Here is a 16596-nt window from a genome sequence, read left to right as displayed (position 1 = left end):
GAACGCTCCTGCCTATCCCCGGCCGCGCGCGTGCGCCGCGCGACTCCGCCTGAGCGCCACCCCGCCCAGCACGCCACCGGCGATCATCATCGCCCCGGCCCCGACGAGCGGGAGCCCCGACGGCTCCTCCGGCCCCGTCCCGGTGTCGGCACCGCCCTTGGGAACCCTGGTGACCTGGGGCTTGGTGGGCGTGGCACGGGTGGGGGTGACGGTCGCGGTCACGGTGACGGTCGGCTTGGGCGTGGAGGTGCTCCCGGAGCCGGTGCCGTTGGTGGGGGTGGCGGTCACCGTGACAGTCGGCTTGGGCGTGGCCGTCGTGTTGGTGGGAGTCGCCGCAGGCTCCTTCTCCACCTTCACCGAGACCGTCTTGGTCTCGCTGGGCTTGCATATCGCGTTGAAGTCGCGCACGTGCGTGTAGAGCTCCGGCTTGGGCTCGCGCAGCACCCTGAACGCATCAACGATCATGTACTTCTTGGGCGACTTGTTCTTCAGAACAACCGTGTAATTTCCATACTTCAGCCCCTTTACCGACCAGAGCGTCTGCTGAGTGCGCTTCACATCGGCCGGGACCGGAGTCACCCCGTCTTCCTCCTTAGATGCGTCCACCTTGTCCTTCTGCAAGACAGGAGTGGGCTTACCCGTCTCATGGAGGACTATCTCCACTTCTCCCATGTCGTCATCACGCTCAGTGATATATTCGACGCCCGTTCCGGTAAATGAGAACTCCACCCATGCGTCGAGGACATCAGTAGCGCGAACATCCTTCGCGACGTCATCACTTTTACGATCGGCATCGTAGATCCACCCATCGCCCCCATAGTTCATCTCAGGGTGCGGCTGACCGTTAACAGTGTCGTTGTACAGGGGAACCGTTTCAGGCGGAAGGAACTGAACCGTCAGGCTTCTGGGCGTTACCTTGACTTCACCTTCCTTGCCGACGACGTAGGAGCCGGGAGTCAGAGCCGGCAGCGCCAGGGGCGCGCCATCTTGCAATGCCTTGTCCACGACAAGCTCGCCCATCGAGTCGAGCGTCCCCACGCCGCTCCAGTAGTCGGAGATCCCGGCACTGCCCCTGGCGATCACGCGCGCCTTCGGATCGAAACTTCCAGGAGCCGTGAAAGGGGAGTTCCCCAGGGTCCACTTGAGCTCAAGCGGTTTACCGACGTAGACCGTCGTCGGAATCGCAACCGTGACCGAGACCTTGGCCCCGGTGGGAGTCATCCCGGTGCCATCCGGTTCGCAGTAGAAATCCGAAATATAGTTGTCGGTCTCCGCAAGGCTCTGGGAGCTGGACAGGACGACCAGGGAACCAACCGTAAGACCGAGGACCGAGGCCGCGACTGTCCCACGGAGGCCAGCTCTCCACCGAAACACCGCAACACTCCCGCATGCCAGGACCTGGTCACAAACTGGTCATCTGATCACAACTAGGCCCGGATCGTACTGCCCCAACATGTCCTCCGGCATACGGACGGCAAGACCCACAGGCGACCGTCACAGATTTGTGATCTCGGCACGGTCCAAAGCCCCACGCGACCCCGCCCACCTCCTGTACCTCCTGGTAACAGAATCGTATTCTGGTAAGCGAGAACTGACACCTGGAGGCAGTCAATGCAGCGAGACCTCTTCGACGAGGAGCACGATCTCTTCCGCGAGACCGTGCGTGAGTTCCTGGCCCGGGAGGTCGTGCCGTACCACGACCGGTGGGAGAAGGACGGCATCGTCCCCCGCGAGGTGTGGAAGAAGGCCGGCGAGATCGGCATGTTCGGTTTCGGGGTGCCGGAGGAGTTCGGCGGGGCGGGGATCACCGACTTCCGGTACAACGCCGTGATCGTCGAGGAGATCATCCGGATCGGGGCCTCGGGGCTCGGTTTCTCGCTGCACAACGACGTCATGGCGCCGTACTTCGTCGAGATGACGGACGACGAGCAGAAGGCCCGCTGGCTGCCCGGGTTCGCGAGCGGGGAGCTGATCACGGCGGTCGCGATGACCGAGCCGGGGGCGGGAAGTGACCTCCAGGGGGTACGGACCACCGCCCGGCGGGAGGGCGACCACTACATCCTCAACGGCCAGAAGACCTTCATCACGAACGGCATCAACTCCGACCTCGTCGTGGTCGTGGCCAAGACCGACCCGGACGAGGGCGCGCGGGGCATCTCGCTGCTGGTCGTGGAGCGCGGCATGGACGGCTTCACCCGGGGCCGCAACCTCGAAAAGATCGGCATGAAGGCCCAGGACACCGCCGAACTGTTCTTCGAGGACGTACGGGTCCCGGCCGCCAACCTGCTCGGCGGGCAGGAGGGCCAGGGCTTCTTCCAGCTCATGACCAACCTGCCGCAGGAGCGCCTGTCGATCGCGGTGGCGGCCGTGGCCGCCGCCGAGACCGTGCTGGCGATGACCGTCGAGTACTGCAAGAGCCGCAAGGCCTTCGGGCGGAACATCGGCAGCTTCCAGAACACCCGGTTCGTCCTGGCCGAGTTGGACACCGAGGTCGAGATCGCCCGGCACTACCTGGACAAGTGCATCCGCGCCCTCAACGCCAAGCAGCTCACCGTCGTGGACGCCGCCAAGGCCAAGTGGTGGACCACCGAGCTGCAGACCAAGGTCATCGACCGCTGCCTCCAGCTCCACGGCGGTTACGGCTACATGATGGAGTACCCCGTGGCCAAGGCCTGGATCGACAGCCGGGTGCAGACCATCTACGGCGGCACCACCGAGATCATGAAGGAGATCATCGGCCGTTCCTTCGGCTTCTGAGGGCTCCGCCCCTTCCTCTCCTTCCGAGACTCCGGAGCCCCCGCCCCGCCCCCGGCGGAGCGGGGGGCGGGGGCGGGGGCTTTGACTAATGACCGGCCTCCCCCGCCCGATAAGTCCTGATGTGAAACTCACACGTCTACGAAAGGGCTTTCCCCTGGTGGGGGTCGTCGTCCTGCCGGTCGTCGCGCTCGGTCTCCTGGTCCAGCACCAGTTCACCGCCACCGCGTTCGACCGGATCGAGGCCGACCGGGTGCTCCAGGACGCGCAGCGGATACGTGTCGCACTGGACTACGAGACCCGGTCGCTCAGCGACTACGGCGCGGCCAAGTCCATCTGGGACAGCTCGTTCACCGACGTGCGCACGGCCGACCCGGCCACCTTCGAGGAGGACTTCCCCCCGCGCGACATCCGGGACGTCTTCGGCGTCGACGGCGTCGTCAGCACCGGGCCGGACGGCACGGTGCGGGTCGGCGGGCTGGTCGGAGCCGGGACGGGCTTCGAGGCGCTCCCCGCCGAGCTGGCCCGGCCCGCGCTGCTGAAGCAGCTCTTCGACGTCGGCGGCGAGGCCGGATCGGCTCGCTGCGGTGTCGTCCGAACCTCCACCATCCCCTTCCTGTACTGCGGTTTCGCCAGCTATCCGGGCAACGGCGCCGGTGAGCCCGCAGGGGGCCTGATCTACTTCAAGGCCCTGGACCAGGCCCGCGTCACCGCGCTCGGCGACCAGGTCGGCCTGCCGGTGACGCTGGCCCGCCAGACGCACGCGTCCGGCGACCGGTCGCTCACGCTGCCCAGCCGGCTGGGCGACCTGAAGGTCACCACGGACACGCTCGACGAGGACCGCGTCAGCGTCAACGTCTCCCTGCCCGCCGCGGCGGGGTCGCCGGTCGTTCTGGAGACCGTACGGGACCGCCCGGTTCACGGGACTGCGGCGGAGACGTCGCGCGCCATGCTCGTGCTGGCCGCCGTCACGGCGGCGGTCCTGCTCGGAGCGGTGACGATGCTGGTGCGCCGGGGAATCAGGCGGCAGGTGGGGGCGCTGCGCCGTACCGCCGAGACCGTCGTCGCCTCCGGTGACCTCACCCTGCGCGTGCGGTCCGGCGACCACGGCGAGATCGGTGCGCTGGGCGGGGTCATCGACACCATGCTCGGCAGGATCGCCAGGCTGGACGCGGATCTGGAGCGCGCCAACGCCGCCCGGGAGGAGCAGGTGCGCCTCGCGTACGCCCAGCGGCAGCTCAACGAGCAGGAGGCCCGCCGGCGCGCCCAGGAAGTGATCAACGCCAACGTCTCGACCATCATGAGCGAGCTCCGCGTGGTGGCGGACGCCACCGCCGAGCTGCTCGGCGCGGCGGGGAGCATCGACCAGCGGGTCTCCGTGACCGACGCCATCAGCCACCGCGTCATCGAGCAGGCGCGCAGGGCCAGCAACACCACCGCCCAGCTCGGAACGAGCCTGCGCAAGGTGGAGGGAGTCGCCCACGTCATCTCCAGCGTGGCCGCGCAGACCCATCTGCTCGCCCTCAACGCCACCACCGAGGCCGTCCGCTCGGGTGAGGCGGGCAAGGGGTTCAGCCTCGTGGCCCGGGAAGTGAAGGAACTGGCCACGGCGACGACCCAGTCGACCGACGAGATCACCGCCATCATCCGGTCGCTGGAGCACAACGCCGCCGCCATGGCGGGCGCGCTCACCGACATGACCGGCGGTGTGGGCGACCTCGGCGCGGCCGCCGCCCAGGTCACCACCATCATCCAGCAGCAGCACTCCAACGTCGGCCTGCTCAAGGAGTACCTGGAGCGGGCGATCCACCGGATCTCAACCATGGAGGACCTGACCAAGCAGCTTGAGCGCCGCGGCGCCCCGCGCGTGGCGGTCAGCGGCACCACCCAGATCCGTACGGGCGGCCAGAGCCACTCCGCCCAGCTGCTCGACCTGAGCGTGTCCGGGACGCTCTGCTCGACCGTCCACGACATCCCGCTCCAGCCGGGCGACCTCCTTGAGATCGACATCCCGCTGCGGGGCGAGCGCCCCCTGACGCTGCGCGCCGGCGTGGTCCACTGCCGCAGGAGCGACGGCATCACCGAGCTCGGCCTGTGCTTCACCGATGTCTCGTCCGCCGCGATGGACCGCATCAACCAGTACGTCATGGCGGCGCTCATGGAGGAGGACTGACCGGAGACAGGGAGACAGGGAGACAGGGAGACGGCGGAACCGGCCGGAGGCGGCGGGACGGCCCGGGACCGCGAACCGGCCGGAGGCGGTGTCCCTGGCGCCTGGCGTGCCTGGTTCCTGACGATCTCCTCGACCTCCGTGGCCACGTCGTCCTTGATCGTCACCTTGGCGTAGAGGGAAACCCCCGCCTCGCGGCGCACGCGGCGGCCGTACCACGCATACTGGTCAGCGGAGGCTCCCCCCGAGGCGGTGACGATGGACAGCGGACTGATCCTGCTCGTCTTCCTGGCGTTCCTGTTCGCCTGGGGACTGAACCGGGTGCGCCGGGCACTGCGGTTCGGCCCGGTCGCCTACGCGGGCGTGATGATCGTGTTCATCATCGTGATGCTCGCCGTCTGGGGCCAGACCATGCGGTGAACGCCGGTCCGGCCCCGTGGAACGCCGCTCCGGTCCCTGAACGCCGGTCCGGCCCCCGGAGGGCGAGAAGCCTCCCGTCAAAGGGCGGAGGCCTCCAGCAGCACCCGGGCGATCAGATCGGGATCGTCGCTCATCGGCACGTGCCCGCACCCCCTGAGCAGTTTCACCCGCTGCCCCGACCACTTCGCGGCCCGTACGGCCTGCCGCCGGAGCAGCAGCCGGTCGTGCTCGCCCCAGGCGATCGTGATCGGCGCCTTCGGCGGGGCCGGGGGCATCAGCCAGGCGAACGAGTCGAGGGTCTCGTCGAACCCCACGGCGCCGCGCAGAGCGTCTCCTCCGGCGAGGACGGCCTCGTCGGTCATCCGGTTCGGATGGGCCACCATTATCCCGGTGGACAGCGCCTTGGCGATCGGGTTGCCCGCCGTCAGCTCGGCCCGCTCCGGCGGGACGGCCAGGGCCAGCGCCCTGGTCGCCCGGAGCACGGCCTGCGCGTAGGCGAGCTCCCCCCGGCTCCAGAAGCCCGCCGGGGAGAGCGCGCACGCCGTACGGACGACGCCGCGGGAGGCGAGCTCCAGCGCGACGTACCCGCCCAGCGAGTTGCCCGCCACGTGCGGATCACGCAGTCCGAGCATCGAGCAGAAGGACTCGATCGCGTCGGCGAGCGTCTCCGCCGTGTACGGCGTGCCGGGAGGCAGCGGCGGTGAGACGCCGAAACCCGGGAAGTCCACGGCGATCACGTCACGCTCGGCGGCGAGACGGTCGAGCACCGGCAGCCAGCCCTGCCAGTGGTGCCCGATGCCGTGCAGCAGGATGAGGGGCGGTCCGGCTCCGCGCCGTTCGAAGGCCAGCTCCATCCCTCCACTCAAGCACCGATCGGGACATCGGCCTAGAGGCTTGAGGACTCCGCGGGACACTCAGCGGGACGCTCAGCGGGACTTGGTGGGGATCTCGAACCAGACGGCCTTGCCCTCCGTGGTGGGGCGGGAGCCCCAGCGCCTGGCGAGCTGGTCGACCAGGTAGAGGCCGCGGCCTCCCTCGTCGTTCTCGCCCGCGCTGCGGATGCGGGGCAGACGCAGGTCCTGGTCGAAGACCTCGACCCAGACGGACTCCCCGCCCCGGCGGAGCCGGAGCCTGAACTCCTTCTCGGCGGTGATCTCCTCGTCGAAACCGGGGACGTCCCAGGAGTCCTCGAACCCGCCCATCATCATCCCGCCGTCCATCATCAGCTCCCGGCGCGGGACGCTGGCGCTGGCGGCGTGCAGCACGACGTTCGTGACCACCTCGGAGACGAGCAGGCAGGCCAGCTCGGCGCGCTCCTCCGGGACGTTCCACCCGGCGAACGTCTCGGCCGCCATCCGCCGGGCCTCGCTCACCATGATCGGCTGAGCCGGGAAGGTGCGCTCCTCGACGTCGAGGTTGGTGGCCGACGACCGGACCACCAGGATGGCCATGTCGTCGTCGATCTCCCCGGGCACCGCGACCGTCGCGGCCTCGGCGATGCTCTCCACCGAGGCGTCGGATGCCTCGACGAGGCGGTCGCACAGGAGCGTGAGCGTCTCCTCGTCGCTGAGCGGCACCTCACCGGAGTCGCGGGCGGGACGGCGGTCCACCAGGCCGTCGGTGTAGAGCAGCAGGGAGGCCCCGGGCGGGAGCGTCCGGGTCTCCTCCTTGTAGACCAGGTCGGCGTGCACGCCCTTGGCCCGCACGCCGAGCGGCTGGCCGACCTCCTTGATGTCGAGCTCCACGCAGGTGCCGTCGGCGAGGAGCAGCGGCGGGGCGTGCCCGGCGTTGGCGAAGGACAGCTGGCGGGACCAGGCGTCGTAGACGAGGTACTGGCAGGTGACGATGGGCGGGACGCTGACGTCCTCACCGTTGTCGTCCCGCTCCGGGGTGGCGATGATGCGGGTCCACTCGTCGAGGCGGGCGAGGATCTCCGCGGGGGGCTTGTCGTCCTGGGCGAAGGCGCGCAACGCGGCGCGGAGCTGTCCCATGATGGCGGCGGCCTTGGCGCCGCGGCCCTCGACGTCGCCGATGACGATGCCGACCCGGCCCGCCGAGAGCGGGATCACGTCGTACCAGTCGCCGCCGACCTGGGTCTGGATGCCCTGGCCGTGCGAGGCCAGCGGGGCGGCGGGGAAGTAGCGGACGGCGATCTCCAGCCCGTCGAGCTGGGGGAGCTCGCGGGGGAGCAGGTGCTTCTGGAAGGACTCGGCGGTGTGCCGCTCCTCCTCGAACAGCAGCGCGTTGTCCACGGCGAGCGCGACCCGGGTGGCGATGGCGCCGACGAAGTCGCGGTCGAAGGTGTCGTAGTGCGGGCTGCGCCGGTCGGTCAGGTTGGACAGCCCGAGGTACATCAGCCCGAGGGTCTCCCCGCGCACGCACAGCGGCGCGACGATGGCGGAGGTCAGGCCGACCTCGGCGGCCAGGCGGGTGCTGCCCTCGCTGGGGCTGGGGTAGTTGGTCTGGGCGAAGTCCTCGACCAGGATGGTCTCCTGGCGGCGCAGCGCGGTGTCGGCGTAGTGGCCGGCCGGGTAGCGGATCTCGGCGCCGAGCGGGGCCCAGGTGTCGGGCGGCGGGTTCCAGCCCTGCACGTGGGTGGAGACCCTCCGGGTGAGCCGGTCGCCCTCCACCAGCTCGATGAAGCAGTGGTCGGCGAACTGCGGGACGAGCATCTCGGCGACGCGTTTGAGCGTCTCCTCGACGTAGAGCGAGCCGGCCAGCCGCTCACCGATCCGCTCCAGCAGGCCGAAGCGGTCCTTCTCCCGCTCGTTGCTGCGCATGGCCTCGCGGGCGGTGATGACGATGCCCGTCACCGCTCCCGAGGAGTGCCGCAGCGGCACGGCCTGGGCGCGCACGTAGAGCATCGTCCCGTCCGCGCGCTTGACGTCGAAGGTGCCCTCCCAGACACCGCCCTTGAGAACGTGCTTGGCCAGCTCGACGGAGAGCGGGTTGTCCTTTTCGAGAATCCCCAGGGTGAAGCCTGCCGTGTCACCCGGCCCCTGCGGGCCGGGACGGCCGAACAGTCTCTCGGCGAACGGGTTCCAATAGAGAAGGTTGCTGAATCGGTCGGTGACGACCACCGCCATTTCAGCCTGATCCAGGACAGAACCAGCCGAAAGGTGGTCGGCGGTGTCCTCTGACACGTCCCCCCACCGCTTCATCCGGCGACCACCCCTCGGGGACGGCTGTGCGCAAAGCGAACCACGGTTGCTCCTGCTGCAGTCTCGGCATGGGAGTGGAGGGTCTCCCGTGTGGGATCCAACCAAGCAGGAGCACGCCGGTCAGCGCTGAGAGACGAAGACGTGGGCAGCCGTCTCCCGCGACAGGACCGCAAAAGAGTTGCCCGTCTCATCGTCACCCGTCACCCGCACACCGTCGTCGCTCGCCGCGAGCGTCACCTCGCGTCCGGGTTGTATCCCAACTTGCTTGAGTTTAAGCATCACAGCGGGATCGCTTTGCACTTGTTCGCTAATTCGGCGGACGACGACGGGTATATCCCTGGGTCCGGCCACGTCGGTCATGGAGGGCAGGGACTCCCCCTCGATTCCGGGGCCGCCCGGGACGCCGAGTTCCTCCAGGCCGGGGATGGGATTGCCGTGCGGGTCCCGGGTCGGGTTGTTCAGCAACGTGACCAGGCGGGCCTCGACGGACTCCGACATCACGTGCTCCCAGCGGCACGCCTCGATGTGCACCTCCTCCCAGGGCAGGCCGATGACCTGGGTCAGCAGGCACTCGGCGAGGCGGTGCTTGCGCATCACGCGGGTGGCGAGCGTGCGTCCCAACTCGGTCATGGTCAGGTGCCGGTCACCCTCGACCCGGACCAGGCCGTCCCGCTCCATCCGGGCGACCGTCTGGCTGACGGTCGGGCCGCTCTGCTGGAGCCGCTCGGCGATTCGCGCACGCAGAGGGACGATTCCCTCCTCCTCCAGCTCGAAAATCGTGCGGAGGTACATCTCCGTGGTGTCGATCAGGCCGTGTGCGGTCAAGGCTCCTCCCGTCCTCTCGATGTTACGTCCATGTCCTGCGCCGGTCCGCCGTCCGTACGGCCGTGCCGGACCGGGACGTCCTGTACGGCCGTACCGGACCGGAATGTCTCAGACTCCGGACCGGGAAATCTCAAACGAAGCTCAAACCCCGACCCTATTGGGAGAATCACTCACCGCGGCCCACGACGGCAAAGGAGAGCAACACCGCGACGGCACGGATCCTTCCCCGGCCGGCTAAACCGTACGGGACGCAGATGAGTACTTCCTGAACGCCGGTACGGCCAGTCCCGCCGCGAGCACCGCGACCGCGCACGCCAGCCCCCCGCCGACCCAGGACGCGGTCGCCCCGAACCAGGTGGCCACCGCCCCGGCCCGCAGGTCGCCCAGGCGGGGGCCGCCGGCGACCACCACCGTGAACACGCCCTGCATCCGGCCGCGCATCTCGTCGGGCGCGTAGGTCTGCAGAATCGTCTGCCGCCACACCGCCGAGACCATGTCCGCGGCCCCGCCGACCGCGAGCAGTGCGACCATCAGCCACAGCTCCCGGGCGAGCCCGGCGGCGGCGACGCTGAGCCCCCAGACGGCGATCGTGAACGTGAGCGCCAGCCCCTGGCGCCGCACCCGGCCGACCCAGCCCGACAACAGGCCGCCGACGACCGAGCCGATGGCGATGCTCGCCGTCAGCCAGCCGAACGCGATCGACGAGCCGCCGAACCGCTCGGCCGTGATCTCCGGGAAGAGCGCCCGCGGCAGCGCGAACGCCATGGCGATGACGTCCACGACGAACGACATCAGCACCACCCGGTTGCCGGCGATGTAGCTCAGGCCCTCGGTCACCGAGCGCAGGCCGGGCCGGGTCACCTTGCCCAGGGGCGCGAGCCGCGGCAGCCGTACCGCGGCGTAGAAGCCCGCGCCGAACAGCACCGCGTCGACGAGGTAGACCGCGGCGAAATCACCCCCGGCCAGCACGACGCCCGCGATCAGCGGGCCGACCACCGATCCCAGGCTCCAGACCAGGAAGTTGAGCGTGTTGGCCGCCGGGACCAGCTCCGCGGGGAGCAGCCGGGGGATGATCGCGACCCGGGTCGGGCTGGTGATGGCGAAACCGGTGGCGTGCACGGCCACGGTCGCCAGCAGCAGGCCGACGCTCGCCACGCCGAGGACCGTCTGCAGCAGCAGGGCGAGCGTGCCCGCCCAGGCGATCAGGGCGGCGCGGATCAGCAGCTTGCGCCGGTCGACCGCGTCGGCGACCGCACCGCCCCAGAGCCCGAAGACGACCAGCGGGATGAGGTTGGCCGGGCCCAGCATGCCGACCCAGAAGGACGAGTCGGTTATCTCGTAGATCTGCGCGGCGACCGCCGTCGAGGTGAGCTGGAAGCCGACGAACGACACGCCCTGGCCCATCCAGAGACGGCGGTAGGCGGGGGTGCCGAGCGGCCGGATGTCCACCAGGTGCCTGCGTACGGCATCCGCCAGTCCCACGAGCGCTCCCGCCTTCCCCCGCCTGATCGGACATCTCCGGCAGCTCCCCCGGGCCGGGTGGAATCCTCCGGGTCCCGAGGACCGGGCGGGCCTCAGGGCGCCAGACGCTCGATGACCCAGCCACCCCCCGAGCGGCGGTAGCGCAGGCGGTCGTGCATGCGGTCGAGCTGCCCCTGCCAGAATTCCATCTCGGCCGGCACGACCCGGTACCCGCCCCAGAAGTCCGGCACCGGCGGCTCCTCCGGCCAGCGGGCCGCCAGCCTGGCGTACCGCTCGTCCAGCTCCTCCCGGGAGCCCACGACCGCCGACTGACGCGACGCCCAGGCGCCGATCTGCGAGCCGTACGGCCGCGACCGGAAGTAGGCGGCCGACTCGTCGCGCGAGATCCGTACCACCGAGCCCTCCACCCGCACCTGGCGGCGGATGGAGTGCCAGGGGAACAGCAGGCTCGCCCGGGGGTTCTCGGCCAGGTCACGGCCCTTGCGCGACTCGTAGTTGGTGTAGAAGACGAACCCGTTCTCGTCATAGCCCTTCAGCAGCACGGTCCTGGCCGTCGGCCGGCCGCCCGCCGAGCAGGTCGCGACGATCATCGCGTTCGGTTCGGGCAGGCCGGCGTCGACCGCCTCCCCGAACCAGGCGGCGAACTGCGAGATGGGATCGGATGCGAGATCGGTCTCCATCAGGGGAAGACCCTCATAGGTACGGCGAAGCCCCGCCAGCGACGGCGGGCGCGAGGTGGCGTCCACGAAACGGTATTGTCGCGTGTTCGGCGGCGAGTCTGCGCACCGCCCCTCACCTGGGGCTATCGCGTTCAGGCGGGTCCGGTGACACACCACCGCGACCCAACGGGTTGAATATGACCCGCCGGTATCTCGACATCAAGGCTTTGACTTCAAGAAAGGGAGGCGGCCGAGAATGTCCGACTTCAAACCCGGGCTCGAAGGCGTCGTAGCTTTCGAGACGGAGATCGCGGAACCGGACAAAGAAGGGGGCGCCCTCCGCTACCGGGGCGTCGACATCGAAGAGCTGGTCGGCCGTGTCTCGTTCGGCAACGTGTGGGGCCTGCTCGTCGACAACAAGTTCCAGCCGGGCCTGCCCCCGGCCGAGCGCTACCCCATTCCTGTCCATTCCGGTGACATCCGCGTCGACGTGCAGAGTGCGCTGGCCATGCTGGCCCCCCACTACGGCTTCAAGCCGCTGCTCGACATCGACGAGGAGGAGGCGCGTGACAATCTCGCGCGCGCCAGTGTGACCGCCCTCAGCTTCGTCGCCCAGTCGGCGCGCGGCCAGGGCCAGCCCGTGGTTCCGGAGAAGCGGGTCGACGAGGCCGAGAGCATCGTCGAGCGCTTCATGGTCCGCTGGCGGGGCGAGCCCGACCCCAAGCACGTCAAGGCCATCGACGCCTACTGGGTCTCCGCGGCCGAGCACGGCATGAACGCCTCCACCTTCACCGCCCGCGTCATCGCCTCCACCGGCGCCGACGTCTCCGCGGCGCTGAGCGGTGCGGTCGGCGCCATGTCGGGCCCGCTGCACGGCGGCGCCCCGGCCCGCGTGCTGCACATGATCGAGGGTGTCGAGCAGGTGGGCGACGCCAAGAAGTACGTCCAGAGCGAGCTCGACAAGGGCCAGCGCCTGATGGGCTTCGGCCACCGCGTCTACCGCGCCGAGGACCCGCGCGCCCGGGTGCTGCGCCGTACCGCCAAGGAGCTCGACGCGCCGCGCTACGAGGTCGCCGCCGCCCTGGAGAAGGCCGCCCTGGAGGAGCTGCACGCCCGCAAGCCCGACCGGGTGCTCGCCACCAACGTCGAGTACTGGGCCGCCGTCATCCTGGACTTCGCCCAGGTCCCCTCGCACATGTTCACCTCGATGTTCACCTGCGCCCGCACCGCGGGCTGGGCCGCCCACATCCTGGAGCAGAAGCGCACGGGCAGGCTCGTCCGCCCCAGCGCCAACTACGTCGGCCCGGCCCAGCGTTCGGTCCACGACGTCCCCGGCGCCGCCGAGATCCTCGGCCAGGCCTGACGGTCCCGGCACGCCCGGTCGAGGGACGGCCGGGGTTCCGACCGGGGCCGGGCCGGGATCCCGGTACGGATCCCGGCCCAGCCCGGCACGCACGCACGGCACGGCTGCCGCGCGGGTTCTCCCGCCCGGCGGCCGTTTCGCGTTTATGCGCGTTTCCGCACCTCCCCGCGCGTCCTGGTCACATTCCGGGCGTCCGCGTCCCAAATCCCGGACCCCGGTCTAGTCCAATGAACGGGCTTAGTAGGCTGGTCAGGTGGCTGACATCGTTATTCCCTCTGACCTCAAGCCCGCCGACGGCCGCTTCGGCTGCGGGCCCTCGAAGGTGCGCCCCGAACAGCTCTCGGCGCTCGCCGCATCCGGCCCCTCCGTCATGGGCACCTCCCACCGCCAGAAGCCGGTGAAGTCGCTCGTCGGACGCGTCCGCGCGGGCCTGTCGGAGCTGTTCTCCCTGCCCGAGGGGTACGAGGTCGTCCTCGGCAACGGCGGCACCACCGCGTTCTGGGACATCGCCGCCTTCGGGCTCATCCGCGAGAAGTCGCAGCACCTGCACTTCGGCGAGTTCTCCTCCAAGTTCGCCTCCGTCGTGGCGAAGGCCCCGTGGCTGGGCGACCCGTCCGTCATCAAGTCCGAGGTCGGCAGCCACCCCGAGGCCGTCACCGAGGCGGGCGTGGACGTGTACGCGCTCACCCACAACGAGACCTCGACCGGCGTCGCCATGCCTGTCAAGCGGGTCGGCGAGGAGGGCTCGCTGGTCCTCGTGGACGCCACCTCCGGCGCCGGCGGCCTGCCCGTCGACATCAGCGAGACCGACGTCTACTACTTCGCCCCGCAGAAGAGCTTCGCCTCCGACGGCGGCCTGTGGATCGCCCTGATGTCCCCGGCCGCGCTGGCCCGGGTCGAGGAGATCGCGGGCAGCGGGCGCTACATCCCCGAGTTCTTCAGCCTGCCGATCGCGATCGACAACTCCTCCAAGGACCAGACCTACAACACCCCGGCGGTCGCCACCCTGTTCCTGCTCGCCGAGCAGATCGAGTGGATGAACGGCAACGGCGGCCTGGCCTGGACCACCGCCCGCACCGCCGACTCGGCCAACCGGCTCTACACGTGGGCGGAGAAGACCTCCTACACCACGCCGTTCGCCGGTCCGGAGTTCCGCTCCAGCGTGGTGGGCACCATCGACTTCGCCGACGGGGTGGACGCCGCCGCGGTCGCCAAGACCCTGCGCGCCAACGGCATCGTCGACACCGAGCCCTACCGCAAGCTCGGCCGCAACCAGCTGCGCATCGCGATGTTCCCGTCCGTCGACCCGGCCGACGTCGAGGCGCTGACCCACTGCATCGACTACGTGGTCGAGCGGCTCTGACGGCTCCCGCGGGGCCGCACGCGGCCGGGCGGCCCTGACGGCTCCTGCCGGGCCCCGGGAACGGTTCGCCCTCCCCGGGGCCCGGCTATCCGGGGTTCCGCCCTCCGCAGGCCCTACAGCGCCGCGCGGACCCCTTTCTCAGTACGCCTGCGGGTTTCTCAGTACGCCTGCGGGCGCGCCGGCCGCGCGGTGTACCGGCCGTGCAGCACCAGCGCCCTGATCAGGCAGGCGAGCGCCACGGTCGAGGCGACCGTGCGCGTGGTGTTCCAGGCCGTCCACACCCCCTCGTAGGCGGCGCGCACCGCCCCGGGATCGGCGAGGGCCGCCGGGTCTCCGGCCGCGGCCAGCCGGTCGTTGAGGGGCACGTTGACGCCCATGGTGATGCCGAAGGCGGCGCCGTACAGCACGAGCGCGGCGGCGATCCAGACGAGCACCGGCCGGTGCGCCCGCCCCAGGTGCAGCGCGGCGGCGACGGCGGTCACCAGCAGCGCGCCGAAGAAACCGGGGGCGAACCAGACGTTGCGCACGGTCGCGTTGATCCACTGCATGGATTCGATGAAGGTGCGGTCGCCGGTCTCCGCCAATCCGATCATGACGGAGCAGGCGTAGGCGTAGAAGAACCCCGCGATGAGCCCCATGAGCGTCGTCGCGGACGCCAGCGTCCAGCCGCGCACGCGCTCGGCGCTCCGGCGCGGAGAGGTGGGATCCGGGGAGGTCGAACCGGGGGTGACCGCGACCGGAGGGGTGACCGCGACCGGAGGGGTGACCGCGGCCGGAGGGGTGACAGTCGTCTCGGCGGACGACGGAGAGAGCGACATGGACGGCCTTTCAGGGAGAACGGTTAAAATCGAACCATGGAGTACGCATTTAACCGTACTCCATGGTTCGAATAAGAGCGAGCGCACATGGCAGGAGAGACCGTGACCGGACAGAGCCGCCGGGGCCGCCCCCGCTCGGGCGAGCAGGCCGCCAGGCGCCAGGCGGCGCTCGACGCCGCGCTCGCCGAACTCGTCGAGCACGGCCTGGAGGGCATGACGATGCAGGCGGTGGCGGTCCGCGCCGGGTCGTCGAAGGAGAGCCTGTACACCTGGTTCGGCAACCGCCACGGGCTGCTCGCGGCGCTGATCCAGCGGCAGTCCGAGCAGGTCAACGCCGCGGTGACGGCGGCGCTCGAACACCCGGCCGAGCCGCGCGCCACACTCGCCGCCATCGCGGAGAACCTGCTCGGCCTGCTCGCCGGCGACGCCTCGGTGGCGCTGAACCGGGCGGCCATGGCCTCGGGAGAGTTGTCGGAGCTGCTGCTCCGGCACGGCCGGCACACCACCGGCCCGCTGGTCGAGGCCTACCTCGGCCGGCTGGCCACGGAGGGATCACTGCGGATCGACGATCCGGCGGAGGCGTTCCGGCTCCTGTACGGCCTCACCGTACGCGACGTGCAGATCCGGGTGCTGCTGGGCGAGCGTCCTCCCTCGGCGGAGGACGTCCGCGCCGACGCCCGCACGGCGGTCGACCGTTTCCTCGCCCTCACCGGCGCCGGGGCCGGCGGAGGTCAGTAAAGGGCGGGCCGGGGGCGCCTGCGGCGCAGGATCCAGGCGGCGAGGACGCCGCCGATCAGGCCGAACAGGTGGCCCTGCCAGGAGATTCCCGCCTGGGTGGGCAGCACGCCCCAGATGATGGAGTAGTAGGCGACGGCGACGCCGATGCCGATCACGATGTCGAGGGCGCGGCGGTCGAACAGGCCCCGCGCGACGACCAGGCCGAAGTAGCCGAAGACCAGGCCGCTGGCGCCGACGGTGACGTAGCCGGGCTCGCTGGTGAGCCAGACGCCCAGGCCGCTGACCAGAATGATGATCAGACTGGCGGCCAGGAACCGGCCCACGCCGCGCAGGGCGGCGAGGAAGCCGAGGACCAGCAGGGGCACGGAGTTGGCCATCAGGTGGGCGAAGTCGGCGTGCAGGAACGGGGCGACGGGGATGCCGCCGAGACCGCTGACGTCCCACGGGCGCGAGGCGTCCCACGCCTCGATGCCGTAGGCGTCGAACTCGCCGGGGAGCACGTAGTCGGCCACCTCGATCGCCCACATGCCGGCCACGAGCAGGACCACGAGGAGCGCCGCGCCGAGCGCGCCCGCCGCCAGACTGCCTGCGGTCCGGCGCAGATGGGCGCCGGAGAACCGGCGGGACGGGTTCATCCCGGTTGGGTAGTCGCTCATGCACACTCCTGGCCTCATGGAGCCGCCACGTGAAGGTCACGTGCCCCTGTCGCACGTGCCCACACCTTCACCGTACGTACACCGGCCGGAAAACGCGCCGGGCGCGATCCCAGCGGATCGCGCCCGGCGCGCCGGGAAGCCTGGGGACCTCCGGAAAACTCCGGAGACCCCGGGGCCTCCGGGAACC

General features: G+C 70.2%; 14 protein-coding genes. 6 read left to right on the top strand and 8 right to left on the bottom strand.

Features of this window, described 5'->3' with window-relative positions:
- Positions 1 to 12 precede the first annotated feature (12 nt).
- Entirely contained in the window at positions 13 to 1221 is a 1209-nt protein-coding gene (locus tag IEZ08_RS35140; protein WP_141703548.1) for a hypothetical protein, read from the bottom strand.
- Positions 1222 to 1611: 390 nt separating this feature from the next.
- On the opposite strand from IEZ08_RS35140, the gene IEZ08_RS35135 reads away from it, so the two are divergent.
- The 3 genes from IEZ08_RS35135 to IEZ08_RS35125 all read left to right on the top strand — a co-directional run bounded on the left by IEZ08_RS35135 (position 1612) and on the right by IEZ08_RS35125 (position 5344).
- The gene (locus IEZ08_RS35135) at positions 1612 to 2757 is read left to right on the top strand and encodes an acyl-CoA dehydrogenase family protein (protein WP_068921116.1); all 1146 of its coding nucleotides are present in this window, start codon (positions 1612 to 1614) and stop codon (positions 2755 to 2757) included.
- 121 nt (positions 2758 to 2878) lie between these two features.
- A complete protein-coding gene (locus tag IEZ08_RS35130) occupies positions 2879 to 4927 on the top strand; it encodes a methyl-accepting chemotaxis protein (RefSeq protein WP_176728367.1) in 2049 nt (682 codons plus the stop codon).
- 255 nt (positions 4928 to 5182) lie between these two features.
- Entirely contained in the window at positions 5183 to 5344 is a 162-nt protein-coding gene (locus tag IEZ08_RS35125; protein ID WP_176728366.1) for a hypothetical protein, read from the top strand.
- Between the two features lie 77 nt (positions 5345 to 5421).
- Here the strand turns inward: IEZ08_RS35125 and IEZ08_RS35120 are convergent, their stop codons facing one another.
- The 5 genes from IEZ08_RS35120 to pdxH all read right to left on the bottom strand — a co-directional run bounded on the left by IEZ08_RS35120 (position 5422) and on the right by pdxH (position 11558).
- The gene (locus IEZ08_RS35120) at positions 5422 to 6198 is read right to left on the bottom strand and encodes an alpha/beta fold hydrolase (protein WP_189243895.1); all 777 of its coding nucleotides are present in this window, start codon (positions 6196 to 6198) and stop codon (positions 5422 to 5424) included.
- Positions 6199 to 6270: 72 nt separating this feature from the next.
- Entirely contained in the window at positions 6271 to 8505 is a 2235-nt protein-coding gene (locus IEZ08_RS35115) for an ATP-binding SpoIIE family protein phosphatase (protein WP_068921110.1), read from the bottom strand.
- A 120-nt stretch (positions 8506 to 8625) separates the two neighbouring features.
- Positions 8626 to 9330, bottom strand: a complete 705-nt coding sequence (locus IEZ08_RS35110; protein ID WP_068921109.1) for an iron-dependent transcriptional repressor DtxR — start codon at positions 9328 to 9330, stop codon at positions 8626 to 8628.
- A gap of 234 nt (positions 9331 to 9564) precedes the next feature.
- Entirely contained in the window at positions 9565 to 10812 is a 1248-nt protein-coding gene (locus IEZ08_RS35105) for an MFS transporter (RefSeq protein WP_141703547.1), read from the bottom strand.
- A 92-nt stretch (positions 10813 to 10904) separates the two neighbouring features.
- Positions 10905 to 11558, bottom strand: a complete 654-nt coding sequence (gene pdxH, locus IEZ08_RS35100; protein WP_084779537.1) for a pyridoxamine 5'-phosphate oxidase — start codon at positions 11556 to 11558, stop codon at positions 10905 to 10907.
- Positions 11559 to 11727: 169 nt separating this feature from the next.
- Between pdxH and IEZ08_RS35095 the strand changes: the two genes are divergently transcribed.
- Positions 11728 to 12834: a citrate synthase 2 gene (locus IEZ08_RS35095; protein ID WP_068921106.1), complete on the top strand. Its 1107-nt coding sequence runs from the start codon at positions 11728 to 11730 to the stop codon at positions 12832 to 12834.
- Between the two features lie 253 nt (positions 12835 to 13087).
- Positions 13088 to 14197, top strand: coding sequence for a phosphoserine transaminase (serC, locus tag IEZ08_RS35090; RefSeq protein WP_068921104.1), 1110 nt, complete (start codon positions 13088 to 13090; stop codon positions 14195 to 14197).
- Positions 14198 to 14355: 158 nt separating this feature from the next.
- On the opposite strand, the gene IEZ08_RS35085 is transcribed toward serC, so the two are convergent.
- Positions 14356 to 15015 carry an anthrone oxygenase family protein gene (locus IEZ08_RS35085; RefSeq protein ID WP_229803869.1) on the bottom strand — a complete coding sequence of 220 codons (660 nt, stop codon included), beginning with the start codon at positions 15013 to 15015 and terminating at the stop codon, positions 14356 to 14358.
- A gap of 102 nt (positions 15016 to 15117) precedes the next feature.
- On the opposite strand from IEZ08_RS35085, the gene IEZ08_RS35080 reads away from it, so the two are divergent.
- On the top strand, positions 15118 to 15753 hold the full coding sequence (locus tag IEZ08_RS35080; protein WP_068921103.1) for a TetR/AcrR family transcriptional regulator C-terminal domain-containing protein: 636 nt from the start codon (positions 15118 to 15120) through the stop codon (positions 15751 to 15753).
- Here IEZ08_RS35080 and IEZ08_RS35075 read toward each other — a convergent pair.
- A complete protein-coding gene (locus tag IEZ08_RS35075) occupies positions 15747 to 16409 on the bottom strand; it encodes a rhomboid family intramembrane serine protease (protein ID WP_068921101.1) in 663 nt (220 codons plus the stop codon). The two genes, IEZ08_RS35080 and IEZ08_RS35075, sit on opposite strands and share 7 nt — an antisense overlap.
- Positions 16410 to 16596 lie beyond the last annotated feature (187 nt).

Source organism: Planobispora rosea (assembly GCF_014648175.1).
GTDB classification, from domain to species: Bacteria; Actinomycetota; Actinomycetes; order Streptosporangiales; family Streptosporangiaceae; genus Planobispora; species Planobispora rosea.
Note: the sequence above shows the minus strand (reverse complement) of the source record. Positions and strands in the feature narration are given on the sequence as shown.